The organism is Williamsia sp. (assembly GCF_036566845.1).
In the GTDB taxonomy this organism is placed as follows: domain Bacteria; phylum Actinomycetota; class Actinomycetes; order Mycobacteriales; family Mycobacteriaceae; genus Williamsia.
In genome coordinates this window covers 30,462-53,311 of sequence record NZ_DATCVM010000239.1, presented here as the reverse complement: position 1 = coordinate 53,311, position 22,850 = coordinate 30,462, and the positions used below count along the sequence as shown (strand labels likewise).

15 protein-coding genes are annotated in these 22,850 nt (G+C 64.5%); 7 read left to right on the top strand and 8 right to left on the bottom strand.

Going from position 1 to position 22,850, the window contains the following annotated elements:
- Window positions 1–80: 80 nt before the first annotated feature.
- From VIQ49_RS22980 to entS, 3 genes are all read right to left on the bottom strand, one after another.
- Window positions 81–3,590, bottom strand: coding sequence for an amino acid adenylation domain-containing protein (locus VIQ49_RS22980; RefSeq protein WP_331888905.1), 3,510 nt, complete (start codon window positions 3,588–3,590; stop codon window positions 81–83).
- A gap of 54 nt (window positions 3,591–3,644) precedes the next feature.
- Window positions 3,645–4,973: a salicylate synthase gene (locus VIQ49_RS22975; protein WP_331888904.1), complete on the bottom strand. Its 1,329-nt coding sequence runs from the start codon at window positions 4,971–4,973 to the stop codon at window positions 3,645–3,647.
- 129 nt (window positions 4,974–5,102) lie between these two features.
- Entirely contained in the window at window positions 5,103–6,353 is a 1,251-nt protein-coding gene (gene entS / locus VIQ49_RS22970; RefSeq protein ID WP_331888903.1) for an enterobactin transporter EntS, read from the bottom strand.
- A 181-nt stretch (window positions 6,354–6,534) separates the two neighbouring features.
- Here entS and VIQ49_RS22965 point away from each other — a divergent pair, with 181 nt between their 5' ends.
- Together VIQ49_RS22965 and VIQ49_RS22960 are read left to right on the top strand one after the other, a co-directional pair.
- A complete protein-coding gene (locus VIQ49_RS22965) occupies window positions 6,535–8,397 on the top strand; it encodes a siderophore-interacting protein (RefSeq protein ID WP_331888902.1) in 1,863 nt (620 codons plus the stop codon).
- Between the two features lie 199 nt (window positions 8,398–8,596).
- A complete protein-coding gene (locus VIQ49_RS22960) occupies window positions 8,597–9,559 on the top strand; it encodes an AMP-binding protein (RefSeq protein WP_331888901.1) in 963 nt (320 codons plus the stop codon).
- Here VIQ49_RS22960 and VIQ49_RS22955 read toward each other — a convergent pair.
- Window positions 9,546–11,495 carry a sigma factor-like helix-turn-helix DNA-binding protein gene (locus VIQ49_RS22955; protein ID WP_331888900.1) on the bottom strand — a complete coding sequence of 650 codons (1,950 nt, stop codon included), beginning with the start codon at window positions 11,493–11,495 and terminating at the stop codon, window positions 9,546–9,548. The genes VIQ49_RS22960 and VIQ49_RS22955 overlap by 14 nt on opposite strands.
- A 149-nt stretch (window positions 11,496–11,644) precedes the next feature.
- Window positions 11,645–12,820 carry an isochorismate synthase gene (locus tag VIQ49_RS22950; RefSeq protein ID WP_331888899.1) on the bottom strand — a complete coding sequence of 392 codons (1,176 nt, stop codon included), beginning with the start codon at window positions 12,818–12,820 and terminating at the stop codon, window positions 11,645–11,647.
- A gap of 427 nt (window positions 12,821–13,247) precedes the next feature.
- Between VIQ49_RS22950 and VIQ49_RS22945 the strand changes: the two genes are divergently transcribed.
- Genes VIQ49_RS22945 through VIQ49_RS22935 form a run of 3 tightly spaced genes read left to right on the top strand, consistent with a single transcriptional unit; the run spans window position 13,248 to window position 16,176 of the window.
- The gene (locus tag VIQ49_RS22945) at window positions 13,248–14,228 is read left to right on the top strand and encodes a FecCD family ABC transporter permease (RefSeq protein ID WP_331888913.1); all 981 of its coding nucleotides are present in this window, start codon (window positions 13,248–13,250) and stop codon (window positions 14,226–14,228) included.
- A gap of 8 nt (window positions 14,229–14,236) precedes the next feature.
- Window positions 14,237–15,313, top strand: coding sequence for a FecCD family ABC transporter permease (locus VIQ49_RS22940; protein ID WP_331888912.1), 1,077 nt, complete (start codon window positions 14,237–14,239; stop codon window positions 15,311–15,313).
- A complete protein-coding gene (locus VIQ49_RS22935; protein ID WP_331888898.1) occupies window positions 15,310–16,176 on the top strand; it encodes an ABC transporter ATP-binding protein in 867 nt (288 codons plus the stop codon). Before VIQ49_RS22940 ends, VIQ49_RS22935 begins: the two co-directional genes overlap by 4 nt.
- 22 nt (window positions 16,177–16,198) lie before the next feature.
- Here the strand turns inward: VIQ49_RS22935 and VIQ49_RS22930 are convergent, their stop codons facing one another.
- Entirely contained in the window at window positions 16,199–17,818 is a 1,620-nt protein-coding gene (locus VIQ49_RS22930; protein ID WP_331888897.1) for a (2,3-dihydroxybenzoyl)adenylate synthase, read from the bottom strand.
- 363 nt (window positions 17,819–18,181) lie between these two features.
- On the opposite strand from VIQ49_RS22930, the gene VIQ49_RS22925 reads away from it, so the two are divergent.
- Both VIQ49_RS22925 and VIQ49_RS22920 read left to right on the top strand, forming a co-directional pair.
- The gene (locus VIQ49_RS22925) at window positions 18,182–18,820 is read left to right on the top strand and encodes an MSMEG_1061 family FMN-dependent PPOX-type flavoprotein (RefSeq protein ID WP_331888896.1); all 639 of its coding nucleotides are present in this window, start codon (window positions 18,182–18,184) and stop codon (window positions 18,818–18,820) included.
- 63 nt (window positions 18,821–18,883) lie between these two features.
- Window positions 18,884–19,660 carry an SDR family NAD(P)-dependent oxidoreductase gene (locus VIQ49_RS22920; RefSeq protein WP_331888895.1) on the top strand — a complete coding sequence of 259 codons (777 nt, stop codon included), beginning with the start codon at window positions 18,884–18,886 and terminating at the stop codon, window positions 19,658–19,660.
- A gap of 99 nt (window positions 19,661–19,759) precedes the next feature.
- On the opposite strand, the gene VIQ49_RS22915 is transcribed toward VIQ49_RS22920, so the two are convergent.
- Together VIQ49_RS22915 and VIQ49_RS22910 are read right to left on the bottom strand one after the other, a co-directional pair.
- Entirely contained in the window at window positions 19,760–20,884 is a 1,125-nt protein-coding gene (locus VIQ49_RS22915) for a class I SAM-dependent methyltransferase (RefSeq protein ID WP_331888894.1), read from the bottom strand.
- Between the two features lie 118 nt (window positions 20,885–21,002).
- Complete coding sequence (locus VIQ49_RS22910; RefSeq protein WP_331888893.1) at window positions 21,003–22,835, bottom strand: acyl-CoA dehydrogenase; 1,833 nt, start codon at window positions 22,833–22,835, stop codon at window positions 21,003–21,005.
- Between the last annotated feature and the right edge of the window lie 15 nt (window positions 22,836–22,850).

Here is a 22,850-nt window from a genome sequence, read left to right as displayed (position 1 = left end):
TGAACCTCACAATTGGTCGAAAGGAGTAGATCGGAATCGGATCGAGTTGATTCGATGCTGATTCGGGCGCGAACTCCGGTTCAGCTGACCGAGGCCGCGGGTATGCCCTCCGGCGAAGGCAGACCGGCGATGTCGAGATAGATCGCGGCGATCTGCTCGAGGCGCCCAGGTGTGGTCTGTTTGCCGATGAGACGGGTGGCGAGTACACGAATCGAGCGGGCCGCGAAGACATCGGTGATGTTCGCATTGCCGACCGACAACAGCCCCCGGATCCGGGCGATCACGGTTGTCGCCAAGATGGAGTCTCCTCCGGAAGCGAAGAAGTCGTCATCGATCCCGACCTCGTCCTTCTCGAGTACGGCTTCGACGATGTGCACCAGTGCGGCTTCGAGATCCGTTGTCGGTTCGGCATAGCCGTCGCCTCCGGTGCCCAGATCGACCAATGCGATGACTTTCTTGCGATCGATCTTTCCGTTGGGCGTCAACGGCATCGCATCGATCACCGTCACAGTCTCCGGGACCATGTAGCCGGGCACTCGCTGTGCGATCTGGTGCCGGAGGAACTCGGGACCGGGCGCCACGGTGGGGACCGCGGCCACTGCTGCCAGTCGTTTCGAGGGTCCACCACCGACAACCGCCGCAACGGCATGTGTCACGCCGTCGATGGTCCGTAGCGCGGCCTCGACCTCTCCGAGTTCGACCCGGTAGCCGCGGATCTTGACCTGGTGATCGCCGCGGCCCAGGAACTCCAGGGTGCCGACGCTCTGGTAGCGAGCCAGATCCCCCGTGCGATACCACTGCACGCCTTGATGTTCGACGAATCGGTCGCGGGTGCGTTCGGGGTCACCGCGGTACCCGGCTGCCACCGACGCACCACCGATCCACAGTTCGCCCGTCACCTGGTCCGGGCAGTCGAGTCCGCGGTCGTCCACCACCCGGCACTGCACGTTCGGTAACGGCCGGCCGTACGGAACAGCCTTCCAGTCCTGTGGAATCGGCCCGTTGACCTCGCAGACAGTGGAGTGGATCGCGGTCTCGGTCGCACCACCGAGGCCCGCGAACCGGGCTGCCGGCGCCAGCTCGTGCAGACGGCCCGGTAGATCGACGGTCACCCAGTCGCCGCCGAGGACAACGGTCCGAAGACCTTCGAGCTGGGACCCGGTCCCGATGGAGAGAAGCATGTCGAGGAGTCCGGGAGCGCAGTTCAGGACCGTGACGTCGAATCGGCGAATGGTATCGGCCCATGCCGCAGCATCATTGACCTGACCTGCATCCACCGACACCACAGCACCACCGAGGTGCAGCGGGGCGAAGATGTCGAAGACGGACAGGTCGAACTCGAGCGCGGACAGCGCCAGTGTCCGGTCGTCGGCACCGAGACCGAAGTGATGGATGATCCCGTCGATGGTGTTCGCCGCCGCGGCATGGGTGACCTCGACGCCCTTGGGCCTTCCGGTGGATCCGGACGTGAAGAGCACGTAGGCAACGTCGGTCGGTTCCGATGGCATCGGTTCGGCCAGAGGGCGGTCGAACCGGATCGCATCACCGATCATGAGTTCGTCGACCTGCGCCGCAGCCGCTGGACCGGTGCCATCGACCAACGCCAGCCGGACCTCGCCCTGATCGAAGATCATCTGCTGTCGAGCAACCGGCTGATCGACACCGATCGGCAGGTATGTGGCCCCGGCGGCGAGGACTCCGAGGACCGCCACCACCTGTGTGTGGCCTTTGCCGACGCGGACGGCGACGGTGTCTCCGCGGCCGATTCCGCTGGCGCACAGGGCTCCGGCCACGGCGAGTGACTGCCTGGCGAGTTCGGGGTGCAGCAACCGGTCTCCTTCACCCCACAGCACGGCCGGCTGATCGGCGCCGGCCGCTGCCCGGGCAAAGAAGCCATGATGCAACGTCCGCGGTGGCAGATCCGCCGCGGTGGCGTTGACATCCTCGCGGACCGACGCCTGCTCCGGCGGAAGTCGGGAGAAATCAGCAGTGGTCCAGTCTGTTTCGCCGTCGACAAGTGCTTCGATCATCGAGCGATAGTGGTCGAACATGGCGTCGGAGACCCCGGGAAGAATCGCATCCCGGCGAACGTCCCAATTCAGCAGGACACCGCCGTGCAACTCGGCGACCTGCGCATCGAGCACAACCTGCGGCCCCTGCGAGATGATCCACTCCGGTTGCCCGAACTCCGATTCGACGATGTCGGCGAACAGCTCACCCAGATTGAGTCCGCTGGTATAGACGACCGGCGCGATCACGGGCTCCCCACGGTGACGGCCGAGGTCACGCAAGATGTTCAGTCCCGAGTATGCAGAGTGCATCGCACTGTCATGGGTGGTTTCCTGGAGCGCGGTGACCGACTGGAGGAACGAGCCGGTGCTGCGCAGATCGACCTCGAGCATCAGCGAGTTCGTGAAATCGCCGACAAGCTTGTCGACGTCGCGATGGTAGGGCTCGCGATCGAACAGCGGGAGATTCAGCAGGAAGTTCGAACTGGTCGACCATCGTCCGACGACCTCGGCGAACACCGCGGCCAAGACCATGGCCGGTGTGACCGAATGTTCCCTTGCGCGCGTGAACAACTGATCGGCGTCGCGTGGCGACAGCCAATGTGCGTAGCGGACGGAGTCTGCTGAACCCGTGCGCTGCTCGGAGGGGATCACCGGAAGTTGTGGTGGATCAGGAAGGCCCGGAACACGTTCGGCCCACCAGAGCTTGTCCTGATCACCCGACGTCGACCCATGGTGTTCGTCGAGGTATTGCCGATAGGTGTAGTCGAGTTGTCCGAGGTCGGCACCGGGATTCCGGTACAGGGTCGCCAGGTCCGCCATCAGTGTGCGGTAGCTCATCGCATCGGCCACGAGCATGTCGACGTCGATGTGCAGGCGGGTCTTGCTCCCGGGCAGAAGGGACAGCGTTATGTCGAGACCTTGTCCGGCAGCGACATCCATCCGCTGGTGGGTCTTGGCGTTCCGGATGTCTCGGAGCTGACCGTCGACAACGTCCTGGTCGAGGCGGGTCAGGTCCCGCACGGAGACGACGTGTACTTCGGGGCTGGGCAACACCTGCTGGAGACCGTCGTCGAGAAACTTCGTGCGCAACATCTGATGCCTCGCCACCAGTGCCGAACAGGCGTGCTCCAATCGCTGCGGATCGACGTCCCGGCCATCGAACTCGACATACAGATGGGCGGCGACACCGCCGAGCGTCTGACCGTCCTGCCTCCCCACCCAGTACGCGTGCTGCATCGAGGCCAACGCAAACGGTGTGCCGTCATCGTCGGCGGGGTCGTGGCTCGGCGCGTCGGCACGCACCGCCTGGGCCGCCCCCTGATGTTCACCGGCAGCGGGTACACAATCGAGCATTCCGAACCAGGCAGCAAGTGTGGGTTCCTGGGCCAGCCGTGCGAACTTGATGTCCTTGCCACGTCGGCGCCATTGACCGGACAGTTTCATCATCGTCACCGAGTCGAGGCCCATCGAGATCAGATTGACGTGATCGTCGATCGAATCGGCTGCGATTCCCAATTTTTCGGCCACACTTCGACGAACCTCGTGTTCGCTCAGCGGGCCGTCTCCGCTTACGTGCATGTCTTCTCCGCGTCTTCTAGGTCTGTCGTGTCGTCATGTCCGGTGGCTCGGGCCTCATCCATCTCGGCGGACCAGGTAGGGCGCGACACTGCCGAGCTTTTCGCAGGTCTCCTCGAACTCCCTTTCCGGAGTGGACTGTTCGACGATCCCGGCACCGGCGCGTAGCCAGGCACGCCCGTCCTGCTCGATCACCGTGCGCAGTGCCAGCGCGGCCTCGAGGGTTCCATCGGATGAGGCGGTGAGTATCGCGCCCGAGTAGAGTCCTCGCGGCTGTTCATCGAGACGGTAGATGGCCTCTACGGCAGCGCGTTTGGGGATTCCGGATGCAGTCACGGCCGGGAAGACCGCAGAGAGCGCATCCCACGGGGTGAGGTCCTCTCGTAATTGCCCCGATACCGTCGAGGCCAGATGCTGCACGCTGCCGCGCTCCGACACGGCCATGAAGTCGAGGACCTTGGCGGTTCCGGCATCGGATATCGCCTCGATCTCACGGAATGCCGTGCGTACCGACACCGCGTGTTCCGAGATCTCCTTCGGATCGTTCTCCAGCTCGTCCCGGGCGGTGCGGTCGGCGTGCTCCCCGTTTCCCAGGGACCGGGTCCCAGCCAGTGGGGTTGTCGTCACCGTGCGTGAAAGATCCACCGAGACAACGAGTTCGGGACTGAAGCCGGCGGCGGACAGGTCTCCCAGTTTGATCAGGAACGATCGCTGCGGACTGTTGCCGGAGCGTCCGAGCCGATAGGTATGCGGGAGATCCACCGGAAACGGGACAGGAACCTTGCGCGAGAGGATCACCTTGCTGTAGCGATCCGAATTGATCTCTTCGATCGCCTGGGCGGCCCGTCCGCGAAAGTCGTCGTGGTCGGTGCGTATGTCGATCGCCTCGGGTATCGGCAGATCATGCGCCTGCGGCGCGGTGAGGAGTTCTGTGAACTGCGCTCGCTCCGCGGGTGTTCCTCCGCTGAAGGTGATCGGTCCGTCGACCGAATCGAATCTCGCCACCATCTCGGGAACCACCAGGTGCGCAAGACTCGGGTCGTGAGGATCGTCCGAGGTCTCGAGGCCGTGGACGGTGCGGGCGAAATCGAAACCCACCCAGCCGAACACCTCCCAGTCGGTCACCGGCAGTGATCCGAGCGCATCGCGCAGGGCCGCGGCCGGATCTCCCGACCAGCGGGCCACTCGCGGCGGCTGTGTGCCCCAGCGGGTTCGGGTGGTGTTGTTCTTCAGCTCGACGGTTCCGAGTGCTCCGACCGCCACCGTCCAGTGGCCGCGATGTTCGTAGAACACATAGGTGCTGTACGCACCCGACCGGGCCATGTCGGTGACCGCCCGCAGTGATCGTGTCGAGGCGGTTGCCGGCAATAGATCCGTATCCAGCACCGAGTGGTACCCCTCTCCAGCGTGAATGGAGGCGGGCCGCGCCTCGTACTCGCGTCAGGGCAACCCACCAAGACCTAGGTTAGCCTATACGCTTTTGTGCAGTCGCGGTAGGTAGGGGGTTTGGGCGAGTCAGTGAGGTTCTGTCGCCGGTTCCGGAATGTCGCGCCAGGCCCGCAGATGGCCGAATCCGGCAAGTCCGGTGAGCGCGACGAGGGTCAGGGTTCCGCAGTAGACGGCGATGGCGACCGGTGGCTCCAATGCGGATCCGATCGCCCCGGCGAGCATGGAGCCCAGTGCGCCGCCGAGCACGATCAAGGCGCTCCAGACACTGTTGATCCGACCGCGGAGCCGATCCGGTGTATCGCGTTGCAGCAGGGTGAACTCGAGTATTGCCCGCAGACCGACGGCGAGGCCGGCCGCCACGAGGAGCAGGAATGTCGCCGCAAGCCACGGGGTCGTACCGACCAGCGACATGAGTCCCAGGCCCACGAATGTGACCACCAGGATGAGCAGGCCCTTTCGTTCGAAAGCTGCCACCCAGCCACTGGTCAGCGATCCGATACCCGCCCCGAGTGCGATACCCGAGTAGAGCAGGCCCGCGGCCCGGGGATCGTTGTCGAAATGATGGTCGACGAGTGCCGGGATCAGAACCGTGATCCCGGCGCCGAGGAGCGCGATGACGCCGACGAACAAGACGGAGCGGATCACCGGCCTCGTCCAGGCGAAGTGCAGGCCTTCGATCAGTGATCGCATCGGGTGCGTGGGCTCGGCGTCTTCGGGCCGGAGAGGCGGAACGCTCGACAGCAACGGGAGTGTCGCGAATGTGCCCAGCGCCGCGGCGCCGTAGTTCCACGTCACTCCGCCGGCTGCGATGACCAGACCACCGATTGCCGGGGCGGTCATCATCCCCACTTCTGCCGTCAGGCCGTTGATGGCCGCGGCCGCAGAGAATTTGTCCGGAGGTATCAGCGCCGGAGTCGCCGCGAGCAGCGCGGTGAAACTGATCGCTCCCAGGCCACCGTCGAGAGCGCCGAGAACATAGATGGCGAGCACGCTGGGGTCGTCGAACATCGCGTTGGCCGCGAGTCCGGCAAAGGCCAGTCCGCACAGACACCGGCTCCAGAGGATCAGCGTTCGGCGGTCGTAGCGATCCGCGAGCACTCCACCGATCAGCGACCCGGCGAAAGTGGCCACGCCGGTGGTCGTTGCCACCGCTCCCACCTGGGTACTCGATCCGGTGAGCGTGTACATCTGGATCGGGACCGCGACCATGAGCATGCCGATGCCGAAAACGGTGATGGCCCTGGCGATGACGATGTTGCGGAACGCGCGACTCTCCCGCAACGGACTGACATCGAGGAAGATCCGGTTGATCGGCATCAACAACCTAACGCTGTGGTGAAATCAAAAGATAGCCTACACATTGCGGTGTGCTTGCACGTGGGTCAACTGTGGGTCGCCGCTTGTGGCCATGGCCGAAATCCGATGTTAGGTTCGACTGACCTTATCCGTGGGAAACTCACGCGCCCGCGATGTCATCACCGAGCTTGTCAGGAGCCGCATGCCCAAGACCATTCGCGAACCGGTCGTATATCCGATCTCCATCCGCGAACTGCAGGTTCTGCGGATCAAGGACGTGACCCCGGGATTGCGGAGGATCACCCTGACGGGAGCGCAATTGGGCGCATTCACCTCGGCGAACGGTTTTGCGCAACCGCCGCTGCGGTCCGAGGGGTTCGACGATGACATCCGCCTGATACTGCCGTACCCGGGTGAAGAGGCCCCGGTGTTGCCGGTGCAGCTCGACGGGACGTTCGCGATGCCCAAGGATCGTCGGCCCATCTGGCGGGCATACACGATTCGGCGGTGGGACCCGGACACGGCCGAGCTGGATATCGAGTTCGTCAAACACGGGTCCGGGATGGCGACCACGTGGGCGTACCGGGCTCAAATCGGTGACACCGTCCACATCACGGGTCCGGCAGCCATGAGGCAACCGCCGGCCGGCATCGACTGGCTGCTGATAGCGGGCGACGAGACCGCACTTCCGGCCATCGCGCGATGGCTGGAAGAAATGCCGGTCGACACGCGTGCACAGGTCTTTGTCGAGATCGCCGAACCCGCCCATGAAGTCGACCTGCCCGTTCTGCCGAACGTCCAATTCACTTGGCTGCACCGGAACGGGGCGACGGCGGGAACCACCGATCTGCTCTCGGGTGCGGTGGAGAACGCGCAGTGGTGGGACGGCTCTGTGTATGCATGGATCGCCGGAGAGGCCACGGTCACGAAGAAGATCCGTCGCCACCTCGTCGAGAAGCGCGGTGTGAGCAAGGAATACATCGAGTTCACCGGGTACTGGCGGCATTCCGAAGTGGTGACTCTGGCCGAGGACCCGACGGTACCCGATCCCGCCCAGAACGAAGAGGCGTTCGAGAAGCTGCACGAACTGGCAGAACTCCTGCCGCCGTTGGCGATTCGAGCCGCAGTGAGTCTTGGATTGCCGGATGCCATCTCGCGGGGTGTCACGGGTGTTGCGGACCTGGCGCAGGCGACGTCCGCGGATCCCGTTGCCATGGGCAAGCTCCTGCGGTACCTGCAGTCCATCGAGATCGTCGAGCCGGCGAGCGAGCCCGGCCACTATCGGCTCAGCGACATGGGAGAGATCCTGACCACCGATTTTGTGGTCGACATCTTGCACCGCGACGGTCCGATCGGTCGTCAGGAACTGGGATTCTTCGGGATATTCGACGCGGTCAAGACCGGGCGGGCATCGTATGCGGCAGTCACCGGGCAGGAGTATTCAGAGCTTCGGCAGGAGCAGTGGTTCGAATCGAAACTGCTGGACAGCATCGCTGATTTCGCCAAGTTCATCGCGCAACCCCTTGCCGCAGCCGATCTTTCGGGCGGGATGCGGCACGTGGTGGTGCGTTCCGACGGTGCCGGACCCATCGCTCAGGCTTTGACCAGCGTATATCCCGATTGTCGGGTGACCATAGTGGGGCTGCAGGCGCAGATCGCCTACCTCAAGGAGGATCTTCCCCGATCAGTGGACACCCCGGAGCAGCTGAATCGGATCGCCCTTCAGGAACAGGACCTCGACGAGAGTCTTCCCCCGTCGGACACCACCATGATCGTGCGATGGCTCGACCAGTTCACCGACGCCGACGCGATCCGGTTGTTGCGTTCTGCAGCAGCCAGTCTCGAACCCGGTGGCCGGATTCTTGTGCTGGAGGACCCCTTCGACACCGAGACACTGGACGAGCATGCCGCCGAATACGATCTGCTGCATCTCACGCTTCATGGGTCGGGACACCGCGACGATCCCGAACTGCGTGCGGTGTTTGCCGGAGCCGGCCTGAACGTGGAAACGGTGCAGACAATCGGCTGGGGTAACACGCTTTATGGTTTGGTGCCTTCTGAATAGTCGACCCTTTTGCCGGAATTTGTGGGCCAGGCATTAATCACGATGAACTTTGCCCTGGATTTTCTACTCATCTAAGGCTAGCCTTGCCTCGGCAGGTTGTGCAGGGCAGAAATGTCGTGCCCGGCGACGTAAGAGTTGTAGATTGCGCAATTCGAATGATCATTCGAACCGGCATGTCAACGAAATACGGGGGTTGCAAATGGGTGTATTCGTTCTGAACGAGGTGCTGGACGATCCCGTCGACCGGCATTCATCTCGTCCGGCGGTGGCCTGTGATGGACATGAGACAGATTTTGAGCGTTTTGAGGAATCGGTGGAGTGGCTCGTCGGTGACCTGATGGCACAGGGAGTGCAGACCAGGCAGCGTGTTGGATTGTGCATCAGTGGCGGCCTGGAGTTCCTGCTCGCCTTCCACGCGCTGATCCGCCTGGACGCCGTGGTGGTGCCGATGGATCCGTTCGACGTGACAACCTTGAGCAGTGCCAAAGGCCTCGACCTCCATCACGTCGTGTCGCATCGTGGGTTCGACACACTCGTCGAAGAGACCGTAGAACTGGTATCCGGCCGGCGGATGTGCCCGATGTTCGACGTGGCCGGTGAGTTCACACTGATTGTCGTGTCCGAGAATTCGCCGCTGCAGCGCAGCGCCGGCCTCATCCTGAACGACGACGGTTACCGGTTCTGGTCATCATCACAGGTGGCAGAGCACGTGGACGGACTCCGGGGCAGGCTCGACCTGGACGCTGATGCTCGGGCGGTGGTGTGTGAACCCTGGAGCAGTCCGTGCGCGGCATTGCTCGTGCTGGCATGTGCCGCCTCGGGTTCCTGTGTGCAGGTGATCCCGGAGTCCGGTGGCGGTGCGACGGTTCTTGAAGCGGTGGCGGGCGACGATGTCTCGGTGGTCTTCGCGGGACCCGCGCTGATGCATGACGTGGTCCGAGGCGCGAACGCGGCCGGGTCGGTGGCGGCTCTGCCGCGTATGGTGCTGCCCTACGGGGAGGTGTTGCCGGCGATTGTCCAGCGGCGCGCGGGACTGATTCGGCACACGCCGGATGAACCCGCGGTCTACGAGTTCGACCCACGCGCCATCCTGCACGACGGATCAAGTGATGCGACCAGGTCGTGCGAATGCGGATCCAGGGCACTTCTCACTGTGTCGTGAACACGGTGGCCACAAGATCTGCGAGCTCCATTTCTTTTCGGTGCCGCAGCGTGTCCAGAATGGCGTCGACGGCGGAATCATCGGGCAAGAACAATGCGGTGGACAATTCCACGAGAAGCTCTTGTCTGTTGTCGGGCCGCTGCGATGTACGGCCCATCAGTGCAAATATTTGATCAACCGGGTCTGAAGTATTGACTGACAGCCGGCGTGTGATATCGAAACTGTCGGGAGTGAACTCGAGAAATATCGGATCATTCTGTGCCAATCCGAGATCCGTCACAAACCTCTTGATTGTTCCGACCCGGGCCTGCACCGACACCCACATCAGTGATTGCGGACCCAGTCGAGAAGGCAATTGGACGGGATTACCCGGACCGACACCGATCAGGCCGGCCAGCGCCGAAGGGATGTTGAATGCCGAGCCCTTCATATGGGCCCCGCCGACGGTCGTCGCCCAGCGGATCGTGTCCCCGTCGCGATAAAGGAAACGGGTCTTGGCCGGCGATTTGCGGTGGACATACCGGTCGCTCCGGCGGGTGACCACGTCGTCGCGCGTCACGAACTCTCCGGCGCCGGCGTAGGCCCGAATGCTCGATTCGGTGACATCGTATTTCTCGCTGATCTGCGCGATGAGATCCTCGATCCCGACGCGTCCGCCGGCAGCGTCCAGGAGCTGACCGATCTGGCGGTGGACCGGCAGGTATTGTTCTCCACCCCAGCGCCGCAGGCCATAGGTGGTGCGATCGGTCTTGACGATACGGTCGTCGGTCACGAGCGCGTTCCGGACACTGGACCGCGACCGCGGTTCACTGGCCAGACCGATCAGGATCTCGTCGAATGTGCAGGGCCTGTTGGCTATCGAGAGAACTGCACAGATCAGGTCACCGGTAGAAGTGGGGCCGTTGATCACATACTCGCCGAGTACCGCGAAACCACCCAGGCTCAACCAGCGGGTGGCCTCGGGCTCCGACAGATGCAGCGCCGAGGCCACGACCCGCACCGGCACCAGGGACTCGGCGCCGGTGTTCGCGTCGAGGATGTCACCGACGAGGTCGGCGATCTGGGCAGTACTGCGACTGATGATCCAGCCGTCGACACTGCTCAGCTCATCCGAACCGGCAATGAGCAGCTGACCGACCGAAATCCCCAGAGCGGGAATCTCTGTCGCGAACAGAGGTAGCGATTCGGTCACGCGGCCGGCGTCGGCAACCGGATCGGCCACGGCGACGGTCTCGGCGAGTAGCCGTCGAAGATCGACCGAATTGCCGACCGTCTCGGAAAGCCGCAACCGCAAGTGCCTGTCGAGTTGGTTCACCCGCTCACGGGACAGACCGAGCGATTTGGCGAGTTCGGCCTGCGTCCGCGGCCGGGTCGCGAAGATCCGCTCCCGAAGGATGACCTGGTCACGCTCATCGATGGACCCGACGAAATCGATGAGGCCCGGATCGGCCAGGACCCGGGTGCTGCCACCTCCACCACCCTGAGGGGTTCGGGTGGCCTCGGCGACCAGAGCGGTGATGACTCCGGCGACCGTGGCACGGCCCACGTTCGGCAAGTGGAGCATACGGCCCGCGGACAGCGCCAGAACATCTCCACATGTCGTGATGTTGTTGTCCTGCAGGACCTTTTCGGTGTGCCGGTCGACGCCGATCGAGGCCACCGGAGTTGTCGCGGACAGTGTCGGAAAGTCGTCGGCGAGCGTCTTGTCCGCTCGATCCTCGAGGTGGCGGGACGCGACCCGCTCACAGAACCGGTCGAAGTTCGTGGTGTTCAGGTTGTCGGCAGGGCTGGAGTCGAGCCAGGCATTGGGGATCAGCTCGTCGGCGGACAGGATCGGCGGGCCGGACCGGTACCCGTCGAGCCAGGGCAGGAGCATCGTCCATGGGGTCTTCGACAGATTCTGGGCCGCGGGTATCGCCGTCTGCGAGTCCGGCATGGGCGAGCCTTTCGGTGCGCGGATCGGGCACCCGGGCTGGGATCATCGGCCGATCCTGATCAACGATCTGTCAGAACCCTAGCCTATCCGTAGAAACGGTCTTGCGTTCTGGCGGGCCCGTCGCCGCGGCCACGGCAGAGTGGCCGGACTCAGGAGCGGTGGCCGGAGATCTCGCCCCCGACGCCCAGTGCGGTGAGGATCGTGCGGAGTTTGGTCGTGGTCTCGGCGTATTCGAGTTCGGGATCGGATCCGGCGACGATGCCACCGCCCGCGGAGGCCCGCAGTGTCCGATGGTCGGCGGCGAGCTCGGCGCACCGGATGCTGACCATCCACTCACCGTCGCCGGAGCTCTCGCACCAGCCCACGGTGCCGGCGTAGAAACCGCGATCGGCCTCCGTGGCGAGGATGTACTGGCTGGCTTCGGCGGTGGGAGTGCCGCAGATGGCGGGTGTGGGGTGCAGTGCCACCGCGAGGTCGAGTGCGGTGGTGGTCTCGTCGCGAACCGTCCCCTCGATGCGGGTTCCCAGATGCCACAGATCGGGTGTCTGGGTGAGTGTCGGTGTCGACGGTACGTCGAGTCGACTGCACAGCGGTCCCAGCGCCGCGGCGATCGCGGTGACCACAAAAGCGTGCTCATACTGATCTTTTGCCGATTCGACCAGCATCCGGCCGTTGTCGCGGTCCGCGTCCGGGTCGGCCAGGCGCGGTGCGGATCCGGCGAGAGGATGGCAGGTGACCGTCGAACCCGCCTTGCGCACAAGCACTTCGGGGCTCGACCCGATCAGGGTGTGCCCGCGATACGACGGCCCGGCTGGGGTGAGGTCAGCGAGCATTCCGTTGCTGTTCCGGTCTGCGGCGATCAGCCGCGCGAGCAGATCGGAGGGATCGATCAGATCGCCGGCGCGCAGGTGGACGGTACGCGCCAAGACTACTTTGTCGAGTGGGGTCCGATGGTCCGAAAGGACGTTGATTGCGTCAGCGATTCTGCGCACGTGCTCGCTTGGTTCGGGCTCGGTGGCGGTGACCTCGACCGGCGGCAAGGCGGGTTGAACCGAGCTCAGGCGGTGCGGCATTCGGTGCAGCCGCGCGGGTGCGGTGAGCGCGGCAGGCTCCCGGGGATCGAACGGAAGCGCGCCGACGATCTGGGCGTGGGTGCCTGCGGCCAGCGCCGCCCGTGCGGTATCGACGGAATCGAACTGGGCGGATGTTCCGTACGCGAGCACATGGTACGTCGGTCGTGATAAGGCGAAGGTCGGTGCGCTGGGCCGATTGTCGGTACCTGGTGCTTCGGCGGCGCGTCTGGTCTCGGTCGATGAGGTGGACATTTCCGGTAACCTTCCGAAGTAGTCGGCTAACATAGCCTAACCTAACACTTCGTCGATCGGCATGTTCAGTTGGTAGCGGTGGACCGTTTGACACGTGGTCGGTTGTCCAGGGAGGACCGATTCCAGGCTAGCAATCGTCATCGAACGCCGGCCGTTCACCGGGCCCTGTGGTGTTGGTTGTCGACGCACAGAGACTAAGGTAAGCATTGCCAATAGGAACTCTTGGCCACGACCGTGGCGTGCGACCGGCAACGTCTCTGGTCGATGGTGGTGATAGCGACAGCAAGGTGAACATGCGGCCCAACACATGCGGGTACTCAACGTGAGCGTCGGCGCACGCGCACGGCAACCGGCCGGTCCTGTCGAAGGTGTCGAGCCTGCAGGTCGTCGTACGTCTGCCGGGCTCGCGCAGACCAACACCCGTCGTATGCTGGGCTTCCTGGTAGGTCTGGCCGTCCTCGCGCTGGCGTGCCTGCTCAGCATCGCGATCGGGGCCAAGGACATCCCATTGGGAACCGTGTGGGACGCCCTCTGGACGTACGACAACTCGAATGACCACATCATCATCCGTGACTTGAGGATCCCGCGAACCGTCTTGGGTCTCATCGTCGGGATGGCGCTCGGAATCGGCGGCGCGGTGATCCAGGCAATGACACGGAATCCGCTGGCCGATCCAGGAATCCTCGGAATCAACCAGGGTGCCGCGTTTGCCGTGGCGCTGGCGGTCGGAATCCTCGGGGTCGGTGGCATCTGGGCGTACATCTGGTTCGCGTTCGCGGGGACCGTCGTGGCGATGATCGTGGTCTACGCGCTGGGGTCCGTGGGCCGCGGCGGTGCCACCCCGATCCGGCTGACGTTGTCGGGCGTGGCGGTCGGGGCGTTCCTCACCGGGATCACCACGGGCTTGATCTTGGTGGACCCTCGGGCCTTCGACCAGATGCGGAACTGGTATGCGGGCACAATCGCAGGCCGCGGTCTCGAGGTCTCTGGTGCCATCGCGCCGTTTGTGGTCGTCGGTCTGGTGCTCGCGTTCTCGATTGCACGGCCGCTCAACGCGGTGGCGATGGGCGACGATCTGGCCCGATCGTTGGGTGCGAACATCGCTCGCACCCGGGTTCTCGGTTTCATCGCGGTCATGCTGCTCTGCGGCGCGGCTACGGCTGCGGCTGGTCCGATCGCATTTGTCGGTCTGATGGTGCCGCACGTCGCCCGGTGGATTGTGGGACCGGACCAACGGTGGATCATGGCGTACACCCTGGTGGGTGCACCCATCCTGCTGCTGTTGTCTGACGTGATCGGCCGGGTGATCGTCCGGCCCGGCGAGATGCCCGTCGGCGTCGTGACCGCATTTGTGGGTGCGCCCGTACTCATATTCTTGGTGCGTCGCGGTAAGGCGAGTGGGCTGTGACCATCGAGATGAAGAAGACCGGCGGATCGTCGGGCATCGATTTCGGCCGCCGGGTCGCGATTCTTCGGTCGCCTGGCGGTACGCCGTCGGGCCGGATCGACATCCGTGCCGTTGTGGTGATCGCGGTGCTGGTGGTCCTGTCGCTGGTGGTCGCGGTGATCGCACTCGGGATCGGGGATTATCCGGTCGCCCCGGACCGGGTGCTCAACGCCATCTTCGGGACGGGCACCCGTATCGAGGAGTTGGTGGTGACCCAGTGGCGGATGCCGCGGGTACTGCTGGCGCTGGTCCTAGGCGCGGCTTTGGGCGTCAGCGGAGCCATATTCCAATCGATCACCCGTAACCCGCTCGGCAGCCCGGACGTCATCGGTTTCAACACCGGTGCCTACACCGGTGCGTTGGTGGTCCTGCTGGTGATCGGTGGCGACAGCGGCTACTACGGCACGGCGATCGGGGCGTTGATCGGCGGCATCGCCACCGCGCTCGTCGTCTATCTGCTGGCCTTCAAGCGTGGTGTGCAGGGCTTCCGGTTCATCATCGTCGGTATCGCGATCAGCGCCGTCCTGGCGTCGGTGAACACCTGGCTCATCCTCGAGGCCGATCTGGAAGAAGCCATGTCGGCGGCGGTGTGGGGTGCCGGGTCGCTCAACGGATTGGGGTGGTCACAGGCGAAGCCGGTGATGATCGTCCTCGCGGTCCTCGTGCCGTTCGTGATAGTGGTCTCGCGCCGGATGCCGATGCTCGATCTGGGTGACGATGCAGCCAAAGCGCTGGGTATCAGGGCCGAACCGACGCGTCTGGGACTGATCATCGTCGGCGTGGCGCTGACCGCCGTGGCAACTGCCGCAGCGGGTCCGATCGCATTCGTGTCCCTGGCAGCCCCCCAGGTTGCCCGCAGACTCACTCGCACCGCAGGGGTGGCACTGCTGCCCTCGGCGGCGATGGGAGCATTGCTGCTGATCTGCAGTGACCTGATCGCGCAGCGCGCCTTCGCGCCGACGCAGTTGCCGGTGGGTGTGGTCACCGTCTCGGTGGGCGGGTTGTACCTGATCTGGCTGCTCGCCCGGGAGGCGCGCCGACAATGAGCACCGAGAACATGCTGGGAGTAAATGTGAACAAGACCGATGTGACCGAGTCGGACGGCGAGACACCGGCGGCCACGACCGCGGCCCGGTTGCAGGCGCGCGACATCACCATCGGCTACGACAAGCGAGTCATCAGCGAATCGCTGAGCGTCGACATCCCAGACGGTGCGTTCACGGTCATCGTGGGCCCCAACGCATGCGGGAAGTCGACGCTGCTGCGGGCGCTGTCGCGGTTGCTGACCCCGAACTCCGGGACGGTGTTACTCGACGGCAAGGCGATCACCTCCTACCCGGCCAAAGAGGTGGCCCGCAGGCTGGGTTTGCTCCCTCAGTCGTCGATCGCGCCGGACGGCATCCGGGTGGCAGACCTGGTGGCCCGAGGGCGCTACCCGCATCAGAAACTGATCCGGCAGTGGTCGAAAGACGACGAGAGTGCCGTCGTGGAGGCGATGGAGGCCACCGGCGTCACCGAGTTGTCGGGACGGTTGGTGGACGAGCTGTCCGGTGGTCAGCGCCAGCGGGTCTGGGTGGCCATGGTGCTGGCGCAGGAGACTCCGCTGATGCTGCTTGACGAACCGACGACCTTCCTCGACATCGCATACCAGATCGACCTGCTCGAACTGTGTTCCGAACTCAACAAGGTCAAGGGCCGCACCCTGGTCGCGGTGCTGCACGATCTCAACCACGCCTGCCGGTACGCCGACCACATCATCGCGATGAAAGACGGCGACATCGTCACGCAGGGACGGCCCGCCGATGTCATCACCGCCGACCTCGTGCACGAAGTGTTCGGTTTGCCGTGCCGGATCATCGAGGATCCCGAATCGCTGACCCCACTGGTGATCCCGCTGGTTCGGCGGTAGATTGCCGCGTCGACCCGCCTGTCTATGTGAGCCGGGCGCGTAGGGCGCGCTTGTCGATCTTGCCGACGGCGGTGACCGGCAGGGACTCGACAACGCGGAGCTGATCCGGTTGCTTGAAAGTGGCCAGACCACGGTCTGCCAAGAACGTCCGGACGGTGGGAAGGTCTGGCGCGGTCCCGGTGACGACGATTGCGGCACAGATCTTCTCGCCCAGATTCTCGTCAGGGAGTCCGACCACCGCGGCCTGCCGAATGTCGGGATGCGCCAACAGGTTCTCTTCGACATCATCGGCGGCAACGTTCTCTCCACCGCGCACGATGGTGTCTTTGATCCGGCCGGTGACCATGAGATGTCCGGATGGGAGACGGCGGACCCGGTCGCCACTGCGGTAGTAGCCGTCGGCGGTGAAGGACCGGGCATTGTGCTCGTCGGCCCGGTAGTAGCCGCGAATCGTATACGGCCCCTTGACCAGGAGCTCGCCTTCGATGTGGTCGGGAACGTCGTCGCCGTTGTCGTCCACCACCCGCAACTGGTCGAGGTCGCTCATCGGCCTGCCCTGGGTTTGCGTGACGGTCTGTGGATCATCCCCGGCGCGGGTGTAGCAGATAAGTCCTTCGGCCATCCCGAACACCTGCTGCACAGCTCCGCCAAAGGCCTCATTCGCGGCGATGGCATCGGCTTCGGCGAGTTTGGCGCCACCGACCTGGACGAGCCTCAGCGACGACACGTCGGCCGGTTCCCACTCGGTGGCCGCGGTCCACACCTGGGCCAGGGCCGGCACCAGTGCCACGGCTGTGACACGGTATTTCTCAATCAGGTCAAAGGTGTTGTCCGGGGCCGGATCAGTTGTGAATACCGCATGTCCACCGACCGACAGGATACCCAGGAGTCCTGGGCATGCCAGTGGAAAGTTATGTGCTGCAGGCAATGTCACCAGATAGGTATCCGTCGAACCGAGCTCGGCGATGGTGGCGCTACTCTCGGCGTTGAACCGGTAGTCGTTGTGGCTGCGGGCAATCAGCTTGGGTAGCCCAGTGGTCCCACCCGAGACGAGGAACAATGCGGGGGATTCCGGGTCGCAGTCGGATGGAACCGCCGAGGTGGCATCGCCGGTGGGCAGGGGGGAGAAGGGCCCTGGGTCTCCATCGACGAACACGTGGGTCACGCTCGGTACTCGATCCACCAGATCTGTTGCAAGAGTTCGGTAATCGAATCCGCCGGCCACATCGTGGCAGATGTACCCGACTGCGGTGGAGGTTCTGGCCAGGTGCGCGATCTCGGAGATGCGATGCGCGGGCAGTGCCATCACGGGAGCAACGCCGGCGCGCAGCAGGCCGAAGAAGTTGACGGCAAACGCTACCGAGTTCTGGTTCTGCATCACGACGCGGTCGCCGGGGCGTAGGCCGGCCTTGATAAATCCGGTGGCCCGTGCAGCTGCCGCGGCGGCGAGTTCGGCGTAGGTGAGTGCGACACCGTCGTCGGTAACCGCTCTGGCGTCCGGGGTGGCGGACGCCTGATCCCAGAGCACGCTCCACAAGGGGGTGTCGTGCCACAATCCCAGGTCGCGGTAGCGGTCGGCCACAGGCTCGGGATGCCGGGCGAATCCGTTGGTGAGGTCGCTGTGGACCATGAACTCGGTCATGAATGCCACCTACTCAAAATAGCCTATTAGTTTGTAGCTGTGGCTGAAGGCTACCATTGAACGAAGTGTTCAATCGGATTGTCTGCCACCCCTGAGGGTCGAGTTTGGGTAGGCTAGGTTTTCGATGGTGCTGGTGTCATACGGGCGGCTGCATTTGCTGTGCTACTGCCAGTGCTACTGCCAGTGCTGTTGATCGTGACGTTGGTGGGATGAATCCGATGAATCCGATCACGGCATTTCGGAGTCAGGTGCTCCTCCGCGATGGCGGCGCTGGACAGCCCGGACGTCGGTTTGGGAGAACGTCCGCTGTAGATCGCCAGGGGCGGCTGCGGCCGGATCCGTCGGTGGTGTCAGATTTGAGAGGTGACGACCGATATCGATGCTCCAGAAGACGCCCACGCGATCACCACAAAGGCGGACCTCGAACGGGTACTCGGCGTGCCCAGCGAATCCGTCCTGAACAAGCACACGGGGTCCATGACCCCACTCATGGCCGAGTACATCAAGCACGCAAGGTTTTTCGTGTTGGCCACGGCGGACGCCGACGGAAACTGTGACTGCTCGCCGCGCGGAGACGTCGATTCCGCGGTCTTCGTCAAGGATGCGGGCACGCTTGTGCTGCCGGACCGCCCGGGCAACCGCCGGGTCGACTCGTACCGCAACATTCTCTCCAACCCACACGTCGGGGTGATGTTCCTGGTCCCGGGGATCGACGAGGTCCTGCGGGTCAACGGTCGCGCGACCCTGCGCACCGACCCGGAGTTGCTCGACGCCATGGCGATCAAGGGCAAGCCCGCGACGCTGGCAGTGGTCGTCGAGGTCGACGAGGTCTACGTCCACTGTGCCCGGGCGATCCTGCGGTCCGACCTGTGGAACCCGGAGCGGTTCGCCGATCCCGATGTGGTGCCTGCCGTCCGGGACATCGTCGCCGAACAGCACTCGCTCACCGTGCCGTCGGATGAGCCGCGGCGACAAGAGGAGTACCGCTCACACCTGTATTAGAGCCCGCGCGCGTTTGCCGGGGTCTACTTGAACCGAACAAGCGCTCGGTCATAGGGTGCGAGGATGGAAATCAATGGAGCAAGCGCAATTGTGACGGGTGGGGCATCGGGTATCGGTGCTGCAGTGGCGCGGCAACTCGCCGCACTGGGGGCCAAGGTGGTCGTGGCCGACCTGCAGGCCGACAAGGGTGAAGCCCTGGCCAAGGAGATCGGTGGGACGTTTGTCAGCGTCGACGTCACCAAGACCGAGCAGATCGAGGCCGCGGTCAACAAGGCTCTTGAACTCGGACCGCTGCGGGCACTGGTGAACTCGGCCGGAATCGGCTCGGCGCAGCGCACCATCGGCCGCGACGGGGAGTTCTCGTCCGCACACGACATCGACGCCTTCCGCAAGGTCATCAACATCAACCTGATCGGCAGCTTCGATGCGACCCGCCTCGCCGCCACGGCGATGAGCCGTGCGGAGCCCACCGAGTCCGGCGAGAAGGGCGCGATCGTGTCGCTGGCCAGTGTGGCCGCCTTCGACGGGCAGATCGGCCAGGCCGCGTACTCGGCGTCCAAGGGCGGCATCGTCAGCCTGACCCTGACCGTCGCGCGCGACCTCGCGGCCGCCGGCATCCGCAACAACACCGTCGCCCCCGGACTCATCGAGACCCCGATCTACGGAACAGGTCCCGAGTCGGAGGCGTTCAAGGCCAAGCTCGGTGAGAGCGTGCTGTACCCGCGCCGACTCGGCACCCCCGACGAGCTCGCGTCGATGGTCATCGAACTGATCACCAACTCCTACATGAACGGTGAGGTCGTCCGCGTCGACGGCGGAATCCGGATGCCACCGAAGTAGTCTCCGCCGCAACCAAATTCGCTCCACGTTCTCGCGTTCGCGCCGGTTGCAACCGGAGCGAACGGAGGTACGCGGAGCGAATTCTTGGTTTCTGGGTGCCTACGTTCGGCGGGTGGAGGCGGTGACGGTGAACTTGGTGTTCCGGGCGATCTGCCGGGTTGGCCCGACGATGCGTTCGAGTGCGGGGCGATACCGCAGATGGGAGTTCCACACACACCACAGCTCGCCGCCGCCGGCCAAGGTGCGCGCGGCATCGATGAAGAGGTGCTCGGCGATGCCGACCGAGAGTGCGGCATCGGTGTGGAACGGCGGATTGAGAACGATCAGTTCCTGCGAGCCGTCCGGCAGGGTCTCCAGTCCATCGGCCTGCACCACGTCGACGCGGTCGGTGAGACCATTCGCAGCTGCGGTGGCGCGCGCCGAGGCGACCGCGATGGCCGACCGATCGGTGGCGGTCACCCTCAAGTCCGGTCGGTGCAGTGCCAGCCAGGATCCGACAATGCCGCTGCCGCAGGCCAAGTCGACGGCCGTGTGGGCTTCGATCGGGGCGTTGGCAAGGCTGTTGAGCAATAGTCGGGTGCCGATGTCGATCTTGGTTCCGGCGAACACACCGCCATGCGCCACCACATCGAGGCCCACGTCGTCGTGCCGGTCCCGTCGCGGCCACGACGCCAGGGCACGTCCGGCGGCGTCTCGTCGGGGCTTGCGGGCGAACAGAACCCGCGACTTCTGGCGGGCATGGGATACATCCACCTGCTCGAACACCGCGCCCAAGACGTCGTTCATCTGCCGGGACATGTGTTTGATCCGGCCGCCGGCGACCACCACGACGTCCGGGTTGGCGTGCGCGGCGACGAGCGCGGCCACCTCGGCCAGCCGTTCGAGTGAGCGCGGCAACCGCAGTAACACCACCCGCGCGTCGGCGACGGCGTCGGCGGACAAGGAGATCTGATCGAAATCGTTGAGTCCCAGGCGATCAGCGTTGGCGACCAGGGCGCGCCGCCCGGTAACCAGATCCTGGTGGGTGCGCACCTGCGCGGCACCGGCATCCATCGCCCCCAAGGTCAGTGCGCCGTAGGCGTCGTCGATGACAACAACGGCATGTGCGCCCGCGCCGGTGACGAGATCGGCGGCCTCGTCGAGGATCAGCCGATCCGCGGCATCGACCGCGACCAGCCCTTGTCCCTCGACGTCGGGGTGCCGACGCAACGTCGCCATGTCCATTCACGTGACCCTACCGGCTGCCCACCGCCAAAAAGGTCCGCTCCACCTCGCGCGAGGTGGAGCGGACCTTTTCTCGGACTTTCAGTGTGGGACTTGCGCGCCCGTGTTCAGGGACGGACTAGAACGAGGCCACGTCCAGTTCCATGATGTCGTTGTCGACCTTCTCGACGATGCCGCGGACGGCGGTCAGCTCGGGCAGCATGTTCTTCGCGAAGAACGTCGCCACGGCCACCTTGCCGTTGTAGAACGCGGTATCGGCGTCGCTCGCACCGGCATCGAGTGCGTTCAGGGCCACCTCGGCCTGACGCAGCAGCAGCCAGCCGATGAGCAGGTCGCCCACGCTCATCAGGAAGCGGACGCTGCCCAGACCCACCTTGTACAGCTCCGTCGGCTGCTCCTGGGCGTTCATCAGGAAACCGGTGAGGGTGGCGGCCATGCCCTGGACATCCTCGAGGGCGGTCGCCAGGAGGGCCTTCTCGGCTTTGAGGCGGCCGTCGCCGGAATCGGACTCGATGAAGCTGCTGATCTGTCCGGCCACGTGAGCCAGGGCCTGGCCCTTGTCGCGGATGATCTTGCGGAAGAAGAAGTCCTGCGCCTGGATGGCGGTGGTGCCTTCGTACAGCGAGTCGATCTTTGCGTCGCGGATGTACTGCTCGATCGGGTAGTCCTGCAGGAAGCCGGAGCCGCCCAGGGTCTGCAGCGATTCGGTCAGGTTCTGGTACGCACGCTCGGAACCCACACCCTTGACGATCGGCAGCAACAGATCGTTGACGCGGTAGGCCATCTCCTTGTCGGCGCCGGAGACGATCTGAGCGGCCGCGCCGTCCTGGTGTGAAGCGGTGTAGAGGTAGACCGCGCGCAGACCCTCGGTGTACGCCTTCTGGGTCATCAGCGAACGACGCACGTCCGGGTGGTGGGTGATGGCGACGCGGGGTGCGGCCTTGTCGGTCATCTGGGTCATGTCGGCACCCTGCACACGCTCCTTGGCGTATTCGAGGGCGTTGAGGTATCCGGTCGACAGTGTGGCGATGGCCTTGGTGCCCACCATCATTCGAGCGTGCTCGATGACGTCGAACATCTGCGCGATGCCGTCGTGGACCTCGCCGACGAGCCAGCCCTTGGCCGGGACACCGTGCTGGCCGAAGGTCAGCTCACAGGTGGACGAGACCTTGAGGCCCATCTTGTGCTCGACGTTGGTGACGAAGGCGCCGTTGCGCTCACCGAGTTCGCCGGTCTCGTGGTCGAAGTGGAACTTCGGTACGAAGAACAGCGACAGGCCCTTGGTGCCCGGACGCGCGCCCTCGGGGCGGGCCAGCACCAGGTGGATGATGTTCTCGGTCATGTCCTGATCGGCCGAGGTGATGAAGCGCTTGACACCGTCGATGTGCCAGGTGCCGTCCTCCTGCTGAATGGCCTTGGTGCGGGCGGCGCCCACATCGGAACCGGCGTCGGGCTCGGTCAGCACCATGGTGGCGCCCCAGCCGCGTTCGGCGCTGATGACGGCCCACTTCTTCTGTTCGTCGGTGCCGTTGTTGAAGAAGATGTTCGAGAATCCGGCGCCGGCGGCGTACATGAACGCGGCCGGGTTGGCGCCGAGGAGCAGCTCGCCGATCGCCCAGTACAGCGAGCGGGGCACGGGCAAGCCACCCAGTTCTTCTTCGATACCCAGCTTGTCCCAGCCGCCGTCGATCATGGTCTTGTACGACTTCTTGAACGACTCGGGCACGGTGACGCTGTGGGTCTCCGGATCGAAGACCGGCGGGTTGCGGTCGGCGTCGGCGAAGGATTCCGCCAGCGGGCCCTGAGCGAGGCTGTTGACCTCACGCAGCATGTCGATGGCGGTCTCTTTGTCGAGGTCGCCGAAGTCTCCGCTGCCGAGAACTTCTTCGAGCTTGTACAACTCGAAGAGGTTGAACTGGAGGTCGCGGAGATTGCTCTTGTAATGCCCCATTGCAGAATCCTTTGC

Bases quoted from the DNA above. Each gene is read 5' to 3' on its own strand.
- VIQ49_RS22980 (WP_331888905.1), bottom strand. From the start codon at position 3,590: ATGCACGTAAGCGGAGACGGCCCGCTGAGCGAACACGAGGTTCGTCGA.
- entS (WP_331888903.1), bottom strand. From the start codon at position 6,353: ATGCCGATCAACCGGATCTTCCTCGATGTCAGTCCGTTGCGGGAGAGT.
- VIQ49_RS22965 (WP_331888902.1), top strand. From the start codon at position 6,535: ATGCCCAAGACCATTCGCGAACCGGTCGTATATCCGATCTCCATCCGC.
- VIQ49_RS22960 (WP_331888901.1), top strand. From the start codon at position 8,597: ATGGGTGTATTCGTTCTGAACGAGGTGCTGGACGATCCCGTCGACCGG.
- VIQ49_RS22955 (WP_331888900.1), bottom strand. From the start codon at position 11,495: ATGCCGGACTCGCAGACGGCGATACCCGCGGCCCAGAATCTGTCGAAG.
- VIQ49_RS22950 (WP_331888899.1), bottom strand. From the start codon at position 12,820: ATGTCCACCTCATCGACCGAGACCAGACGCGCCGCCGAAGCACCAGGT.
- VIQ49_RS22945 (WP_331888913.1), top strand. From the start codon at position 13,248: ATGCTGGGCTTCCTGGTAGGTCTGGCCGTCCTCGCGCTGGCGTGCCTG.
- VIQ49_RS22940 (WP_331888912.1), top strand. From the start codon at position 14,237: ATGAAGAAGACCGGCGGATCGTCGGGCATCGATTTCGGCCGCCGGGTC.
- VIQ49_RS22935 (WP_331888898.1), top strand. From the start codon at position 15,310: ATGAGCACCGAGAACATGCTGGGAGTAAATGTGAACAAGACCGATGTG.
- VIQ49_RS22930 (WP_331888897.1), bottom strand. From the start codon at position 17,818: ATGACCGAGTTCATGGTCCACAGCGACCTCACCAACGGATTCGCCCGG.
- VIQ49_RS22920 (WP_331888895.1), top strand. From the start codon at position 18,884: ATGGAAATCAATGGAGCAAGCGCAATTGTGACGGGTGGGGCATCGGGT.
- VIQ49_RS22915 (WP_331888894.1), bottom strand. From the start codon at position 20,884: ATGGACATGGCGACGTTGCGTCGGCACCCCGACGTCGAGGGACAAGGG.
- VIQ49_RS22910 (WP_331888893.1), bottom strand. From the start codon at position 22,835: ATGGGGCATTACAAGAGCAATCTCCGCGACCTCCAGTTCAACCTCTTC.